This is a genomic window from Xanthomonas sontii, from assembly GCF_040529055.1.
In the GTDB taxonomy this organism is placed as follows: Bacteria; Pseudomonadota; Gammaproteobacteria; order Xanthomonadales; family Xanthomonadaceae; genus Xanthomonas_A; species Xanthomonas_A sontii.
Map to the genome: position 1 here is coordinate 1,871,348 of NZ_CP132342.1, position 15,525 is coordinate 1,886,872.

The window sequence follows — 15,525 nt, forward strand, 5'->3', positions numbered from 1 at the left end:
ATCCCGAATCCCCATTCCCCAATCCCGGCACTCAAAAGTCATACTGGAAGCGCCCCGTAATCGCCCGCGTGTGGTCCAGCGTCACGCCGGCCAGGTGATCGCGGTTGCGGCTGTCGATCAGGTTGAGCATCAGCCGCAGGTTCGGCTTGAGGTACCAGTTGCCGGCCAGCGTCCACGAGGCGGTGGAGGCATCGAGCAGATCGGGCTGTCCGTCGCGGTGCTGCGCGCCCCACATGCGGTCGTAGCGCAGCGCCAGCTCGAAGGCCCCGTAGTTGTGATTGACCTGCCTGATGCGGGTGAAACGCCCGGTCTTGCTGTCGTAGCGGCGCGATTCGCCGGTGGCGAACCAACTGACGAAGCCGTAAGCCGCCATCACGTCGGCACGCTGCGCGCCGTCGTCGAACAACCCGCCGCTGAACTCGCCCTGCCACGACAGCGGCCCGCGCACCTGCGCGTATTCCAGCGACCACTTGTCCACGTCGGTGTCGCGGCCGTCGGCGAAGCGCGCCAGGGTGACGCGGCTGTCGTCGGACAGGTGCCCGGCCGGGCGCGGGCGGATGCTCAGCGCCGGCGCGCCGCCGGCACCGGGATGGTCGTAGTGCTCGTGCGCCAGCGACAGGCCCAGGTGCAGCACGTCGCCGTCGCGCGCGCCCGGCGCCCAGGTGCCGCGGCCGCCGAACGCATGGCCGCGGACGTTGGAGACGTCGATGCTCTGCAGGCTGTAGACGCTGGCGGCCCAGGTGTAGTCGGTGCCCGCGGCCTGCCACGACACCGCCTTGCGGTATAGCGGCGCCAGCGTGCTGCCAGCACCGCTGCGCTCCAGGAACTGGCCGAAGTTGGAACCGGTGCGGTCGTCGAGGGTGAAGTACTGCTTGAACTGGCCAACGGTGAGCGTGCCGGCATCGAATTTACGGGTGATGTAGACGTCCTTGGCCTCGATGCCCTTGCCGTTGAAGTCGTCCTGCAGCCCGGCGAAGTCGCCTTCGACCTTGTAGCCGAAGCCGAAGACCTTGCCCGACACGTCCAGCCACAAGCGGCGGATCTCGGTATCGTCGGGATTGGGCGTGCCGCGATTGTCGTTGTCGAAGTGGGCGAAATCCCAATGCAGGCGCCCGCCGAGTTCGGCGGTCACCGGGCCGTCGTCGTCGGTGGCGGCGTGCACCGATCCGGCCAGGCACAGCAACGCGCAGGCGCTGCCCCATGTCAGAGTCTTCAGTTCCACGTCCCCTCCCAGGTGCGTGTCGCAGCGATTGGATCGGTCCGTCCGCAACGGCCGCGGACCGGCATGGACGCAGCCTAGTCGGACGTAGCTGTCAACGACCTGTCGGCGGTGGGGAATCGGGAATCGAGAATGGGGAATCGAAAAAGCACGTTCCTGGATGCGCTAGGCTTCTGCCGTTGCTGTTTCCATTCCCCATTCCCGATTCACCATTCCCAGCCTCCAATGCGCCTGCTCCTGGTAGAAGACAACGCCGATCTCGCCGATGCGATCGTGCGGCGCATGCGCCGCAGCGGGCATGCGGTGGATTGGCAGCGCGATGGCTTGAGTGCGGCCGGGGTGCTGCGCTACCAGCGTTTCGATCTGGTGGTGCTGGATATCGGCCTGCCCGGACTGGACGGGCTGCGCGTGCTGGCCGGGCTGCGCGAGCGCGGCGATACCACGCCGGTGCTGATGCTGACCGCGCGCGACGGCATCGAGGATCGGGTGCAGGCGCTGGACGTGGGCGCCGACGATTACCTGGGCAAGCCGTTCGACTTTCGCGAGTTCGAGGCGCGCTGCCGGGTGTTGCTGCGGCGCAATCGCGGCCAGGCCAGCGAGGTGGTGCAGCTCGGCGGTTTCGCCTTCGACAACGCCGCGCACAGCGTCAGCCTGGACGGCACGCCGATCGAACTGCCCAACCGCGAGTATCGGCTGCTGGAGATCCTGATTGGCCGGCTCGGCCAGGTGGTGGGCAAGGACGAGATCGGCAACGGCCTGTTCGGCTTCGACGACGAGGCCGGGCCGAATGCGATCGAACTGTACGTCGGGCGCCTGCGCAAGAAGCTGGCCGACGCGCCGCTGCGCATCGTCACCGTGCGCGGCGTCGGCTACAAGCTGGAGGCGGCCGCGTCGCCGCCGGATCCGGCGGCAGCGGACGGCGATGGCTGAGGCCGCGCCGCCGGCGCCATCGATCCGGCGCACGCTGCTGCGTTACCTGGGCGCGCTGTCGCTGCTCGGCGCGGTGGCGCTGTTCTTCGTCGCCCGCGACTACGGCCAGCGTGCCGCCAACCGTTCCTACGACCATCTGCTGGTGTCCTCGGCGCTGTCCATCGTCGATTCGGTGGCGCTGGCCGGCGGCCAGTGGCAGGTGGACCTGCCCTATGCCGCGCTGGACCTGCTGGCGATGGCGCCGGAGGACCGGGTGTTCTACCGCGTGTTCGATGCGCGCGGGCGCACCATCACCGGCTACGACGACCTGCCGGCGGCGCCGTCGCTGCCGCGCGCCAGCGCGCCGCCGCGCTTGTTCGATGCGGTCTACAGCGGCGAGCCGGTGCGCTTCGCGGTAGTGTCGCGGCGGGTGTCCTCGGCGGCGGCGCAGGACCAGGTGTGGGTGCAGGTGGGGCAGACCCGGCGCGCCCGCGAGGCGCTGGCGCAGGACGTGGTGCTGCATGCGCTGGTGGCGATCGCGCTGTTGTCGCTGCTGGCCTTGGCGCTGGTATGGCTGGGTGTATCGCGTGCGCTGCGGCCGCTGCGCACGCTGGAGCGCGAACTGTCGCGGCGCGAACCGTCCGAACTGAAGCCGGTGGCCGCGACGGCGCCGCAGGAGATGCAGCAGATGGTGGCGGCGCTGAACCGCTTCATGGCGCGCCTGGCCGGCAGCAACGAGACCCTGCGCGCGTTCATGGCCGAGGCCGCGCACCAGATGCGCACGCCGCTGGCGGCGCTGCGTGCGCAGGCGCAACTGGCGCTGGACGAGGACGACCCGCACGAGATGCGTCGCAGCCTGGAGGCGATCGAGCGCAATGCCACGCACATGAGCCGCCTGCTCAACCAGTTGCTCAGCGACGCCAGCGTGATCCACCGTTCCAACCTGCAGCGCTACGCCAGCGTGGACCTGGCCGAGGTGTTGCACCAGGCGCTGCACGAGGCCGTGCCGCAGGCCGCGCCGCGGCCACGCGTGCAACTGGCCGTGGCCAGCGAACCGGCGCTGGTGCGCGGCGATGCGCTGCTGTTGCGCGAGGCGATCAAGAATCTGATCGACAATGCCTGCAAGTACGGCGGCGATGGCCCGCTGCAGGTGGCGCTGACCTGCAGCGCACGCGATTGCGTGGTGACCGTGGCCGACCACGGTCCGGGCATCGCCGCAGCCGAGGCCGAGCGCGTGTTCGAGCGCTTCGTGCGCGGCGAGGGTACGGCCGCCGGCGGCGCCGGGCTGGGCCTGGCGATCGTCAAGCGCGTGGTCGAGGCCCATGGCGGGCGCATCGACCTGTCCAATCGCGTGGGCGGCGGCCTGATCGCCAGCCTGCACCTGCCGAGGTTGCATCCATGAGCCTGCCCGCGCTGCTGCGCGGTCTGCCGCTGCTGCTGACCGCGCTGCTTGCCAATGCCGCGCTGGCCGCGCCCGGCGACGTGCGCCGCTTTCCGGCGCAGGGCGCGGCCACCGCACAACTGTGCATCCAGGGTTCGACCGACATCGAGGTATTCGCCGCGGTGATCGGTGACTACCAACGCCTGCATCCGCACACCGAGGTGGTGTACCAGGACGTGATCGCCGGCGATATCTACCGGCGCTACCTGCATCCAGGCCCTGGCCCGCGCTGCGCCGATCTGCTGATCAGCGCCAGCATGGATCTGCAGACCAAGCTGGTGAACGACGGTCACGCACTGGCGCACCGCTCGCCGCAGACCGAGGCGCTGCCGGCGTGGGCACAGTGGCGGCACGAGGTCTTCGGCATCAGCTACGAGCCGGTGGCGATCGTCTACAACACCGCGCGGCTGCCGGCCGCGCAGGTGCCGCGCACCCGCCGCCGGCTGCTGGAACTGCTGCGCGCGCCGGGCTCGCCGCTGCGTGGGCGTATCGGCACCTACGACGTGGAGCGCAGCGGCGTGGGCTACCTGTTCGCGACCCAGGACAGCCAGCTCGGCAGCATGGCCGGCGCGTTGCTGGCGGCGATGGGCGACAACCAGGTGGTGCTGGAAGAACGCACCGGCGTGCTGCTGGACAAGGTCGCCCGCGGCGACCTGCTGCTGGCCTACAACGTGCTGGGTTCGTACGCGCAGGCGCGCATCGATGCCGGCGCGCCGCTGGCGATCGTGCAGCCGGAGGACTACACCCTGGTCGCGCTGCGCACCGCGGTGATCCCGCGCGACAGCCCACACGCGGCCGAGGCGCGCCGTTTCCTGGATTACCTGCTGTCGCCGCGCGGGCAGCAGGGGCTGTCGCGCGAGGCGCGGCTGCAGCCGATCCTGCCGCAGCCAGGCGTGGCGGCGCAGGGTGGGCCGGCCGCCGCATCGGCGTTCCGTCCGATCGCGCTGGGCCCGGGGCTGCTGGTGTATCTGGATGCGCTGAAGCGACGGCAGTTCCTGGACGCCTGGCGCAGCAGCATGCAGCAGGCGCCGCCGCGCTGAGCCGCCGCGCCGGCGTCGCTCAGCGCGCGAAGTGCGGCTGGCGCCCGGGCGAGCACAGCACGCGTACGCTGTCGCCAAGTTCTTCCGGTGCGCCGCCGGCCAGCAGCGCGTGCAGGCGCGGCCGGTCCGGCGCCGCGCCCGGGGCCAGTCCCACCCAGGCGTCCTTGCCGGCGCCCTTGGCGGCGTAGAGGCAGCGGTCGGCCAGGCCCACGCTCTGTTCCCAGTCGCCCAGCGCCGGCCACGCGGCGACGAACGGCCACGGGGCGAAGCCGATGGAGCAGGTCAGGGTCAGTTCGCGCTCGGCCAGCGCGAAGCGCTGCGTCGCCACCGCCGCACGCAGGCGTTCGGCCAGGTCGCTGGCGACGTCTTCGCGCGGCAGGCGGGTGACCAGCAGGAACTCCTCGCCGCCCCAGCGCACCAGCAGGTCGCGTTCGCCGCACAGTCCGCGCAGGCGATCGGCGCAGTGCACCAGCGCGGCGTCGCCGGCCTGGTGGCCGTAGTCGTCGTTGATGCGCTTGAAGTTGTCCACGTCGATCATGAAGAAGTACAGCGCATCGGCGCTGCTGCCTTCGTCCAGCGCCGCCAGCAGGGCCGGGCATTCGCGCGCCAGCCAGTCCTGCAGCTCGCGGCGGTTGGCGACCTGGGTCAGCGGATCCAGGCGCGTGGCCGCCTGCAGGCGCGCATTGCTCTGCAGCAACTGCTGGTTGGCGCGTTCGAGCTGGCGGGTGCGCTCGGCCACGGTCAGGTTGAGCAGTTCCACCATGTCGCGCTCGCGGTTGACCGTGTGCCGCACCCGCTGCAGCGCCAGGCCGAGCAGCGCCAGGCCCAGCACGACGTAGCCGGCGTAGGCCAGCGGATGCCGCCACGGCGGCGGCAGCACCTCGATCTGCAGCCGCCGCGCGCCACCGAACTGGCCGTCGCGCCCGGCCGCTTCCACCACCAGCGTGTAGCGGTCCGGTGGCAGGTGGCTGACCGAGAAGTCGCTGTGCGCGGTCTGCGGGTATACCCAGCCCTTCTGCAGCCCATCGACGCGGTAGCGCAGGCGTGCGGTGCCCGGGGCGGCGAAGTCGATCGCGGTCATGCCGATGGTGAACACGTTGTCGCGATGGTCCAGGGCGATGCGCTGCGCGTAGACCACGTCGCTCTCGGTCTGGTTCTCGCTGCCGTCGCGGTCCTCGCCGGCATTGAGGATGCGCAGGTCGGTGAGTACTGCGCGCGCCTGCGGGCTGCGCAGCGGCAGGCGCGTGGGATCGATCACGTCCACGCCCTGGGTGCCGCCGAAATACAGCAGGCCGTGCGCGTCGCGGTAGCCGCGGCCGCTGTTGTACTCCTGGTTCTGCAGGCCGTCGCGGCGGCCCAGGCTCTGCACGATGCGCGTGCGCGGATCCAGCACGCTCAGGCCGTTGTTGGTGCTCAGCCACAGCCGCCCCTGCGGATCCGGCAGGATCGTGTAGATGACGTTGCTGCTGAGCCCCTCGCGGTCGCTGTAGCGCAGCGCCACGTCGCGCTTGAGGTCGATGCGGTACAGCCCGCCGGAGAAGGTGCCCACCCACAGCACGCCGTCGTGTTCGTACAGCGACCACACCGACGGGTACAGGGTGCTGCCGCGCGGGCGGTAGGGCTCGGCGGGACGGCCGCTGCGCATGCGCCACACGCCACAGTCGTTGCAGCCGATCCACAGCGTGTCTTCGCTGTCGCGGTAGACCCGGGTCAGGGTGTGCCCGTTCAGGGGTGCCCAGCGCGGATCGTTGCGCACGCGCCCATCGACCACGCGGGTCAGGCCGCGGCGGGTGGCCACCCATAGCGTGTCGCCTTCCAGCAGCAGATCGTTGACGTGCTCGTCGGCCAGCCCACCCAGGCGCCGCACTGTGCCGTTGCGGTCCAGGCGCCACAGCCCCTGGCGCGTGCCCAGCCACCAGCCGTCGCGGTCGGCGGCGATGCTGCGGATCGCCTGGCTGGCCAGCCCGGGCACCAGTTGCCAGGCGGCACGGCTGCTGTCGCGCAGCAGCAGGCCCTGGTCGGTGCCGATCAGCATGCGCTCGCCGTCGCGCCAGATGCTGCGCACGCTGCTGCTGGGCCACGCATGGGTGTCGCTGACGCGCTCCTCGTCGTTGCGGATCACCGCCGACAACGGACGCACCCGGTACAGCCCGCCGGTGTAGGTGCCGATCCACCAGGTGCCGTCGGGTGCCTGGTAGAAACGGATGATGGCGCTGTTGGGCGGCATGTCGAAGCTCAGCCGCTGCGGCGCGTGCTGCGCGCTGTCCAGTTGCGTCACCGTGGCATTGGTGGTGCCGACCAGCACGCGGCCGTCGTGCAGCCGGATCAGCGCGCTGAGGTCGCTGCCGCCGGTGGCCAACTGCGCTGGCGTCCAGTGCGCCAGCACCGCGCCCTGCGCATCGAGCTGGAACAGGCCGCCGCTCGCCGAGGCCAGCCACAGCCCTTCCGGGCCGGACTGCAGGCCCACGCATTCGTCGATGCCGCGCGGTGCCGGCAGTTCCTCGCGCGCGTCGCGGCCCAGCCTCCACAGCCGGCATTGCCGGTCCAGTGCCACCGGTTGCTTGCCGTCCGGCATCCAGGTCAGGCCCACCACCGGCGCATCGCCGCCCAGCGGGCGCGCCCGCTGCAGGTCGGCCTCGACCCGGTCCATGCCGCGTTCGGTGCCCAGCCATGCGCCGCCCTGCGGATCGATCAGGATCTGGGTGACGCGGTTGTGCGACAGGCCCTGCTTCGCGTCGAGACGGTGGTGTTGCCAGGTGGCCAGCTCGATCACTTCCAGGCCGGCGTCGTTGGTGCCCAGCCACAGGCGGGTGCCGCGCGGCTCGAAGCCGATGCTGTCGATGCTGCTGCTGAGCAGGCTCTGCCGGCTGTCGCTGCCGAGTTCGCGCCGGTAGGCGCGGAACAGATGCCCGTCGAAGCGGTTCAGGCCTTCCTGCGTGCCGACCCACAGGAAGCCCTGGTCGTCGCTCTGCAGGGCGTTGATCGACAGCTGCGACAGGCCCTCGTCCAGGCCGAAGTGCTCCAGGCTGCTGGGCAGCTCGTCGTCGCTTGCGGTGACGGCCGCGGACGCGTCCGGCGCAAGCGCCAGGCACACGATGAGGCAGGACGCGGCCAGCGGCAGGCGGCCCAGCAGATTGGAGAACGAGACGGTCACGCCGTGTTATCGGCCATGGTGGGGCCGGCCTTGAATGCGCGGCCGAGGACGCCTTGCTGCGCGCTGCGGAGGGCCACGCGCGGCGTGGCGGTGCCGTGCGCAAGGTCCCGCGCGTTCCGCCGCACGCATCCGCCATGCCGGTCTCGACCAACCCGCCGCCGCCCGATCGGACCCCGCGCACTCGGCATCCAACGGCCACGCACGTACACTGCGGGTCCTGCGCGTTGTCCGCGCCCACCCGACGCCGCGTTGCAGCGTCATGCCAGCCGCCTTCACGCCCATGGATGCCCCGACGATCCTGGTCGCCGACGACCACCCGCTGTTCCGCGCCGCCGTGCTGCACGCGCTGCGCCAGGCCTTGCCGCGCGCCCTGGTGGTGGAGGCGGCCAGCGCTGGCACCCTGGACGCCGCGCTGGCCGCGCAGGCCGATGCCGATCTGATCCTGCTGGACCTGGCCATGCCCGGCGCGCGCGGCTTCTCGGCCCTGCTGCACGTGCGCGGCGAGCGCCCGGACGTGCCGGTGGTGGTGATTTCCTCCAACGACCATCCGCGGGTGATCCGCCGCGCGCAGCAGTTCGGCGCGGCCGGCTTCATTCCCAAGTCCTCGCCGGCCGAGACCATCGGCATTGCGGTGGCGGCGGTGCTCGACGGCGGCACCTGGTTCCCACCGCTGACCGCGGCGCGGTCGGAGGCCGACGCGCAGCTGGCGGCGCGCCTGGCGCAACTGACCCCGCAGCAGTTCCGGGTGCTGTTGTGCCTGGCCGACGGCCTGCTCAACAAGCAGATCGCCTACGAACTGGGCCTGGCCGAGAACACCGTCAAGGTCCACGTGACCGCGATCCTGAAGAAGCTCGAATGCCACAGCCGCACCCAGGCCGCGGTGCTGGTGAAGGCGCTGGAGCCGGAAGGCGAGGCCTGAACCGGGCGCCGGCGGGGGGCGTTTTCTGCGGCGCCCGGATACGCGATGCTATGCGCCGATGCCCGCGCCCCCCGCGGGCGGAGACCACCGGACCATGCCCACCACGACCCTCCGCAACGAGCAGACCGCCCACTATCCGTTCCTGCAGGAGATGCTGGACGACGACTACTTCCCCCCGTCGCTGGTCGGCAAGGGACAGAAGATCCTGCTGCGGTTGTGCGAGGCGATCGAGGCGCAGGCACCGGCAGACCTGCCGGCGCTGTACCGGCTCACCCATGCCGCCACCGAAGAGTTCAACAAGCTGGCGTTGGAGTTCGAGGCCCACGACAGCGAGATCGAGACCGCCGCAAGCGAGAACATCGGCGTGGATTTCCTGCACATCGCCAAGGCCTATGGTTTCGAAGACGCCGACGTCGAAGAGCTGATCGCCCCGCGCGAGTGGTAGAGGCATCGCTGCGCGCCCGTACCCTCACCCCAACCCCTCTCCCGGCGGGAGAGGGGCTAAGCGCTTCCCTTCTCCCTTCGGGAGAAGGTGCCCCGCAGAGGCGGATGAGGGTACGGCGGCTAGAGTTTTCTCCGTCGTCAGGCAGCGGCGAGGGCCGTTTGCTACCGGCGCATGAGATCTTGGGCCGCGCTGCGCGCCCCGGACCCTCACCCCAACCCCTCTCCCGAGGGGAGAGGGGCTAGCCCTTCCCTTCTCCCTTCGGGAGAAGGTGCCCCGCAGGGGCGGATGAGGGTACGGCAGCTAGAGATCCAAACTCCCCAAACCCAAAACCAAACCAAACCCAAGCGAAAGCCTCACCCACGCCGCAGCAACATCTGCGTCATCAGTGCGCGCAGGGCTGGCGCGCGGACCGGTTTGGCCAGGAAGCCCCAGCCGCGGTCCTGTGCCAGGGTGCGCAGCGCCGGATCGGCTTCGGCGGTGACCAGGATCACCCGCGGCTCGGCCTGCCAGCGTGCGCACAGCTGCGCGAACAGGGTCGGGCCGTGGCAGTCGCCCATGCGCACGTCCAGCAATACCAGTTCCGGCGCCTGTGCCGGCTGCGCTGCGGCCAGCGCCTGGTCCGGGCCGGCGGCCAGTTCCACCTGGCAGGCCCAGCGCGTCAGCAGAGTCCGGCTGGCCTCGCAGACGCGCGGGTCGTCGTCGATGCACCAGACCCGGCAGCCATGCAGGATCGGGTCGTCGCCGTTGTCGCTGGCCATCGCCGCCGGCACCTGGCGTTGCGCCGCAGCGGCATCGCCCAGCGGCACGGTCACCGAGAACACGCTGCCGCGGCCCAACTGCGAGCGCAGGCCGATACGGTGGCCGAGCAGGCGGCCGATGCGCTCCACGATCGCCAGGCCGAGGCCGGCGCCGCGGTCGTTGGCGACGCCGTCGCCAAGCCGGCGGAATTCTTCGAAGATCTCCTGCTGCAGGGCGTCGGGAATACCCGGTCCCTGATCGTGCACTTCGATGCGCAACTGCGCACCGTCGCGCCGGCAACCCAGCAGCACCCGTCCGCGCGGGGTGTAGCGCACCGCGTTGGACAGGAAGTTCTGCAGGATGCGCCGTAGCAGGGTCGCGTCGCTGCGCACGGTGGCGCGGGTCGATATGTAGTCCAGGCGCAGCCCACGGCCTTCGGCGACGATGCCGAACTCGCGTGCCAGGGTCTGCAGCAGCGGGTCCAGCGCCAGGTCCTGCACCTGCGTCTTCAACGTGCCCGCTTCCAGTCGCGAGATGTCCAGCAGGCTGTTGAGGATCGCGTCCTGCGCCGCCAGCGCGTTGTCGACATGGTCGGCGATCTGCCGCGCATCGGCCTCGTGCAGCTTGCCGCGCAGCGCCGAGACGAACATGCGCGCGGCGTTGAGCGGCTGCAGCAGGTCGTGCACCGCCGAGGCCACGAAGCGGGTCTTGTAGCGGTTGGCGTTCTCGGCCTCGCGCTTGGCCTCGGCCAGGTCGTGGGTGCGCTCAGCGACGCGATGCTCCAGCGCGTCGGCCAGCGAGCGCAGCTCGCGTGCGGCGTTCTTGTAGCTGGTGATGTCGGCGTAGCTGGTCACGAAGCCGCCGTCGGGCAGCGGATTGCCGCGGATCTCCAGCACCGTGCCGTCGTCCTTCTCGCTCTCGCGCATGTGCGGACGACCGCTGCGCAGGTGATCCAGGCGGCGCTGGATCGCCGCTTCCACCGGGCCGGGGCCGAGCAGGCCGCGGCGTGCGTTGTAGCGGAACACATCCTCGATCGGGCGCCCCACCCGGATCAGTTCCGGCGGGAAGCGGAAGATCTCCAGATAGCGTGAATTCCACGCCACCAGGCGCAGTTGCGCATCGATGATCACCACGCCCTGTGGCAGGTGCTCCAGGCTGCGGCTGAGGCCGGTGTCGGCCTGCTGCGCGGCCTGCACGATACCGTCCTGGGCGGTGCGCAGCTCCTGCGCATGCTGCTGCAGCAACGCCTCCAGTTCGCGCCGGCTGCGCTGGCGCAGCCGTGCCAGGCGCTGGCGCTGCTGGAACAGCAGGCCCAGGAACGACAGCGCCAGCCAGATCCCGGCCGCGGCCAGCGCGGCGGCGCGGCCGGCCGCGCGGCTGCCGCCGACGTCGTGCAGCAGGTGCAGGCGCCAGCCGCCCTCCGGCAGCGCCATGCTCTGCCACAGCAGCGGCGCCGGCTGCGCCGGCATGTCGATGCGCATCACCTGGCCGCCGTCGTCCAGCGTCTCCAAGACCCGCCGTCGCGCCGGCAGCAGCGTCTGCTGCGCGTACTGGCGGGTGGCCAGCAATTCGTCGCGCTCGTGCGCGCTGAGCGGTTGCAACTGGCGATAGCGCCAGACGTCGCGGCTGGACAGGAACACCACGCCATGGCTGTCGCTGACCAGCACTACGTCGGGCACGCGCAGCCATTCGTGCTCCAGTGCAGCCAGTTCGATCTTGATCACGATCACCCCGAGCGGGCGCCCGCGTGCGTCGAGGATCGCCTGCGAGAGGAAGTAGCCGGGCACGCCGGTGGTCATGCCGATGCCGTAGAAGCGGCCCTTGCCCTGCGCCAATGCCTGCTTCACGTACGGACGGAAGCTGTAGTCGGCGCCGACGTTGCTGCTGGCCAGGCGCCAGTTGCTGGCGGCCAGGGCCACGCCGTTGGCATCGATCAGGGTCAGGGTTGAGGAGCGGGTGACGTCGTTGGCGCGCTCCAGCTTCAGGTTCAACTGCTGCTGGGTGGCCGCGTCCAGCGGATGGGTCAGGGCGTCGCGCAGTTCCGGATCCAGCGCCAGCACCTGCGGCAGGGTACGGTAGCGGTCGATGCGCTGCTGCAGGGTCTGCGCATACAGCTCCAGCTGTTGCCGCAGTTGCACGCTCTCGGCGCGCAGCGCGCGCTGTTCGGCGACGTGTTGCGCCGACAGCATCGCCAGCACCATGCCGCCGACGATGACGACCAGCAGCAGGATCAGGCGACGATGGCGCAGGAGCGAGGGCATGCGGAAGAACGCGGCGACCGGGACCGCATCAGCTTAGAGGGTGCGTTGCCGTTTGCGGCATGCGGCGCAGATGGCTGGCGTCGCGGAGCGCCAACGAGCCGAAACCGCCGGCAGGTGCAACGGCGATCGCATCAGGGAACGTCGCCGGTGTCGTCTTGCGGATGTGCCGCGAACACGCTGTGGGCGCCGAGGCCGCATCACTCAAGGGGCCTTGGCATCGCCGAGGCCCCTCCTGCGGTTCGCTGCGCAGCCTTTGCGGCTGGCGCAGCGGGGTGCACGCCGGCCGATCGCCTCGGATCGGCCGGCGTGCACTGGCTCAGAACTGGACCTGGGCGCGGACGTCCAGCGAGTTCGGCTTGACGTGCACGCCGGCGCGTTCGGCATCGGCGCGCACGTAGTTGACCTGGAACTTGAAGTGGCTGGTCAGGTACCAGTTGGCGCCGAAGGTCCAGTCGTGCTGGTGGCCGCCGAGCACCGTGCCGTCGTCCAGGTCCAGGCGGCTGTAGCGCGCCAGCAGCTCGACCGCGCCGTAGGCGTTGGCCGGCTTGATGTTGCCGACGTTGCCGGCGCTGTACGGCCGCGATTCGCCGGTCAGCACGTAGCTGGCGAACACGTACTGGCCGTCGGCGGTGTAGTCGGGGCGGCCGTTGTCGCGGGTCACGTCGGCGCGCAGCGCCTCGCCCTGCATCGAGAACGGTCCCTTGATCCAGATCGCCTCCAGGCCGGTGCGGCGCACCTGGTCGACGTCGACCAGCGTGCCCGAATCGATCAGGCGCACGTCGGTCAGGCCGGCTTCCGGACGCGCACGGAAGCGCGCGCGTGGGCTGAAGCTCACGTCCAGGCCGTTGTGGTAGCCGCGCGGATTCTCCTGCGAATACGCCAGGCCCAGGTGCAGCACGTCGCCGTCGGCCTTGAACGGGGTCCACACGCCGCGCACCGCCTGGGTGGTGCCGGGGTTGTCGCCCTGCAGGTCCTTGCCGCCGTAGGCGCCGGCCTGCAGCAGGTATTGCGGACGCTCGAAGGTCCACTCCACGCCGGTACGGCGGCCCTGGTAGATGGCCTGCACCGGCAGCGCCACTTCCATGAAGCTGTCCGCGCGCGAGCTGGTCACGCCTTCCAGGCCCACCGGCACCTTGATGTAGCCCAGGCGCACCTTGCCGTAGTCGGCGCCGAACAGGGCCTTGGTCTCGAAGCGGAAGAACACGTCCAGCCACAGCTTGGACTGGAAGTCGAAGTACACCATCGCGTCGTACACGCCCTTCTTCTTCAACGTGGCGCCGAACTCCTTGCGCCGGAACGCGTTGTCGTCCTCCAGGCGACCGTCGTCGTTGGAGAAGTTGTTCCAGTCGTAGGCGTAGTTGCCGGTCACGGCCAGTTCGGTGCCGTCGTTGAAGGCGACCTTGGTCGGCCAGTCGTCGAAACCGTTGGCGGCGACGGCGGGAGCGGCGGCGGTCAGGCCCAGCGCAGCGAAGAGGAGAGTGTGGCGCATGATGGAGTCGTCTCGGTAAGGAATGAAGGCGCGGCAGTCCCCGGCCGGGCTGGTGGTGCCATGCATGGCGCGGGCAGTGCGGCGGTGGACCGCACGCGAACGGCGAGGCCGCTGCGATGCGGACACGGTGCCGGACGCGATGCCCCCTGCATGCAATAGCGGACGCGCCCGGCCGTTCTTTACGGCGATGTTGCAGTCCTGCGACGCCGTCTCCCCCTGAAGACGTGCGCTGCGATGGCGGCCACGCCGCCATCGGCCGCGAGGGGCGGCGTCTGCGTGCGGCGTTGCGTCAGCCCTTCCGTGAGCCTGCCGCGCCACTGTAACCGCGTCGACACGGCGCGGTGCCGGGCCTAGTACCAATAGGTTATCTGCTTAGACGCTGGCGACGCGTACAAAGGCAGCATTCCGCGACCCGCGTCGGGTGGGCGGACCGTCCCGGAGCGCCTTCGATGCATATCTCAACTTCCCCGGCCAGCCCTGCGCCGCGGCCGGTGCCGTTCTACCGGCATACCTACGTCCAGGTGCTGGTGGCCATCGTCATCGGTGCTGTACTCGGCCATCTGGAGCCGCAGTTCGCCACGCAGCTCAAGCCGCTGGCCGATGCCTTCATCAAGCTGGTGAAGATGATCATCGCGCCGGTGATCTTCCTGACCATCGTCACCGGCATCGCCGGCATGACGCACCTGAAGACGGTGGGACGGGTGTTCGGCAAGGCGATGGTGTACTTCCTGTTCTTCTCCACCCTGGCGCTGGTGGTGGGCATGATCGTCGCGCACGTGGTGCAGCCCGGCGCGGGCATGGACGTCAACCTGGCCACGCTGGACCAGAGCAAGGTCGCCAGCTACGTGCAGAAGTCGCACGACCTGACCCTGGTCGGCTTCCTGATGGACATCATCCCCAACTCGCTGCTCGGCGCGTTCACCGGCGACCAGGTGGTCAACGGCAAGCTGGTCGGGACCAACGTGCTGCAGGTGCTGTTCGTCGCCGTGCTGTTCGGCGTGTCGCTGGCCATGGTCGGCGAGCGCGGCAAGCCGGTCCTGAACTTCCTGGAGGCGTTGATCGCGCCGGTGTTCAAGCTGGTGCACATCCTGATGAAGGCCGCGCCGATCGGCGCGCTGGGCGCGATCGCCTACACCATCGGCGAGCACGGCCTGCACTCGCTGGTGCAGTTGGCCTGGCTGGTCGGTTCGTTTTACGTCACCTCGCTGCTGTTCGTGGTGGTGATCCTCGGCGCCGTCGCCTATCTGTGCGGCTTCTCGATCTTCAAGCTGATCCGCTACCTCAAGACGGAACTGTTGCTGGTGCTGGGCACGTCCTCGTCCGAATCGGCGCTGCCGTCGCTGATGGAGAAGATGGAGCGCGCCGGGTGCGAGAAGTCGGTGGTCGGCCTGGTGGTGCCCACCGGTTACTCGTTCAACCTCGACGGCACCAACATCTACATGACGCTCGCGGCGCTGTTCATCGCGCAGGCCACCAACACCGAACTCACTCTGGGCCATCAGATCACGCTGCTGCTGGTGGCGATGCTCAGCTCCAAGGGCGCGGCCGGCGTGACCGGTGCCGGCTTCATCACCCTGGCGGCGACGCTGGCGGTGGTGCCGGAAGTGCCGGTGGCCGGCATGGCGTTGATCCTGGGCGTGGACCGCTTCATGAGCGAGTGCCGCTCGCTGACCAACTTCATGGGCAATGCGGTAGCCACCGTGGTGGTCTCGCGCTGGGAGAATGCGCTGGATCGCGACCGTCTGCGCCTGGCGCTGGATGGCGAGGCCGTGCCGCTGCCGGCGGTGGCGGCCGAACCGCTCGCCACGCGCTGATCCCTTGCACCACACGACGCGCCGGCCTTGCCGGTGCGTTGCTTTTTTCCTGCCCCCAACGCCGTGGCGACAGCCGCCAGACAGGACCGCTCCTGC

Annotated in this window: 10 protein-coding genes; 6 read left to right on the forward strand and 4 right to left on the reverse strand. The window is 70.1% G+C overall.

Features of this window, described 5'->3' with window-relative positions:
- Positions 1–31 precede the first annotated feature (31 nt).
- Positions 32–1,207, reverse strand: coding sequence for a porin (locus tag RAB70_RS07945; protein WP_192578935.1), 1,176 nt, complete (start codon positions 1,205–1,207; stop codon positions 32–34).
- A gap of 237 nt (positions 1,208–1,444) precedes the next feature.
- On the opposite strand from RAB70_RS07945, the gene RAB70_RS07950 reads away from it, so the two are divergent.
- Genes RAB70_RS07950 through RAB70_RS07960 form a run of 3 tightly spaced genes read left to right on the forward strand, consistent with a single transcriptional unit; the run spans position 1,445 to position 4,609 of the window.
- Positions 1,445–2,149: a response regulator transcription factor gene (locus tag RAB70_RS07950; RefSeq protein WP_017910910.1), complete on the forward strand. Its 705-nt coding sequence runs from the start codon at positions 1,445–1,447 to the stop codon at positions 2,147–2,149.
- Complete coding sequence (locus tag RAB70_RS07955; RefSeq protein WP_148828830.1) at positions 2,142–3,530, forward strand: sensor histidine kinase; 1,389 nt, start codon at positions 2,142–2,144, stop codon at positions 3,528–3,530. Before RAB70_RS07950 ends, RAB70_RS07955 begins: the two co-directional genes overlap by 8 nt.
- Positions 3,527–4,609 carry an ABC transporter substrate-binding protein gene (locus RAB70_RS07960; RefSeq protein ID WP_170268109.1) on the forward strand — a complete coding sequence of 361 codons (1,083 nt, stop codon included), beginning with the start codon at positions 3,527–3,529 and terminating at the stop codon, positions 4,607–4,609. Before RAB70_RS07955 ends, RAB70_RS07960 begins: the two co-directional genes overlap by 4 nt.
- A gap of 19 nt (positions 4,610–4,628) precedes the next feature.
- On the opposite strand, the gene RAB70_RS07965 is transcribed toward RAB70_RS07960, so the two are convergent.
- The gene (locus RAB70_RS07965; protein ID WP_148828829.1) at positions 4,629–7,763 is read right to left on the reverse strand and encodes a ligand-binding sensor domain-containing diguanylate cyclase; all 3,135 of its coding nucleotides are present in this window, start codon (positions 7,761–7,763) and stop codon (positions 4,629–4,631) included.
- 280 nt (positions 7,764–8,043) lie between these two features.
- Here RAB70_RS07965 and RAB70_RS07970 point away from each other — a divergent pair, with 280 nt between their 5' ends.
- Both RAB70_RS07970 and RAB70_RS07975 read left to right on the forward strand, forming a co-directional pair.
- Positions 8,044–8,682 (forward strand): response regulator transcription factor, encoded by a 639-nt coding sequence (locus tag RAB70_RS07970; RefSeq protein ID WP_017910914.1) that lies wholly within the window; start codon positions 8,044–8,046, stop codon positions 8,680–8,682.
- Between the two features lie 94 nt (positions 8,683–8,776).
- Positions 8,777–9,127 (forward strand): DUF5713 family protein, encoded by a 351-nt coding sequence (locus tag RAB70_RS07975; protein WP_010344517.1) that lies wholly within the window; start codon positions 8,777–8,779, stop codon positions 9,125–9,127.
- A 353-nt stretch (positions 9,128–9,480) separates the two neighbouring features.
- On the opposite strand, the gene RAB70_RS07980 is transcribed toward RAB70_RS07975, so the two are convergent.
- Both RAB70_RS07980 and RAB70_RS07985 read right to left on the reverse strand, forming a co-directional pair.
- Positions 9,481–12,126 (reverse strand): PAS-domain containing protein, encoded by a 2,646-nt coding sequence (locus tag RAB70_RS07980; RefSeq protein ID WP_148828166.1) that lies wholly within the window; start codon positions 12,124–12,126, stop codon positions 9,481–9,483.
- Between the two features lie 316 nt (positions 12,127–12,442).
- Entirely contained in the window at positions 12,443–13,615 is a 1,173-nt protein-coding gene (locus RAB70_RS07985; RefSeq protein ID WP_148828165.1) for an OprO/OprP family phosphate-selective porin, read from the reverse strand.
- Positions 13,616–14,064: 449 nt separating this feature from the next.
- Between RAB70_RS07985 and RAB70_RS07990 the strand changes: the two genes are divergently transcribed.
- The gene (locus RAB70_RS07990) at positions 14,065–15,429 is read left to right on the forward strand and encodes a dicarboxylate/amino acid:cation symporter (protein WP_026143958.1); all 1,365 of its coding nucleotides are present in this window, start codon (positions 14,065–14,067) and stop codon (positions 15,427–15,429) included.
- The last annotated feature ends 96 nt before the right edge of the window (positions 15,430–15,525 follow it).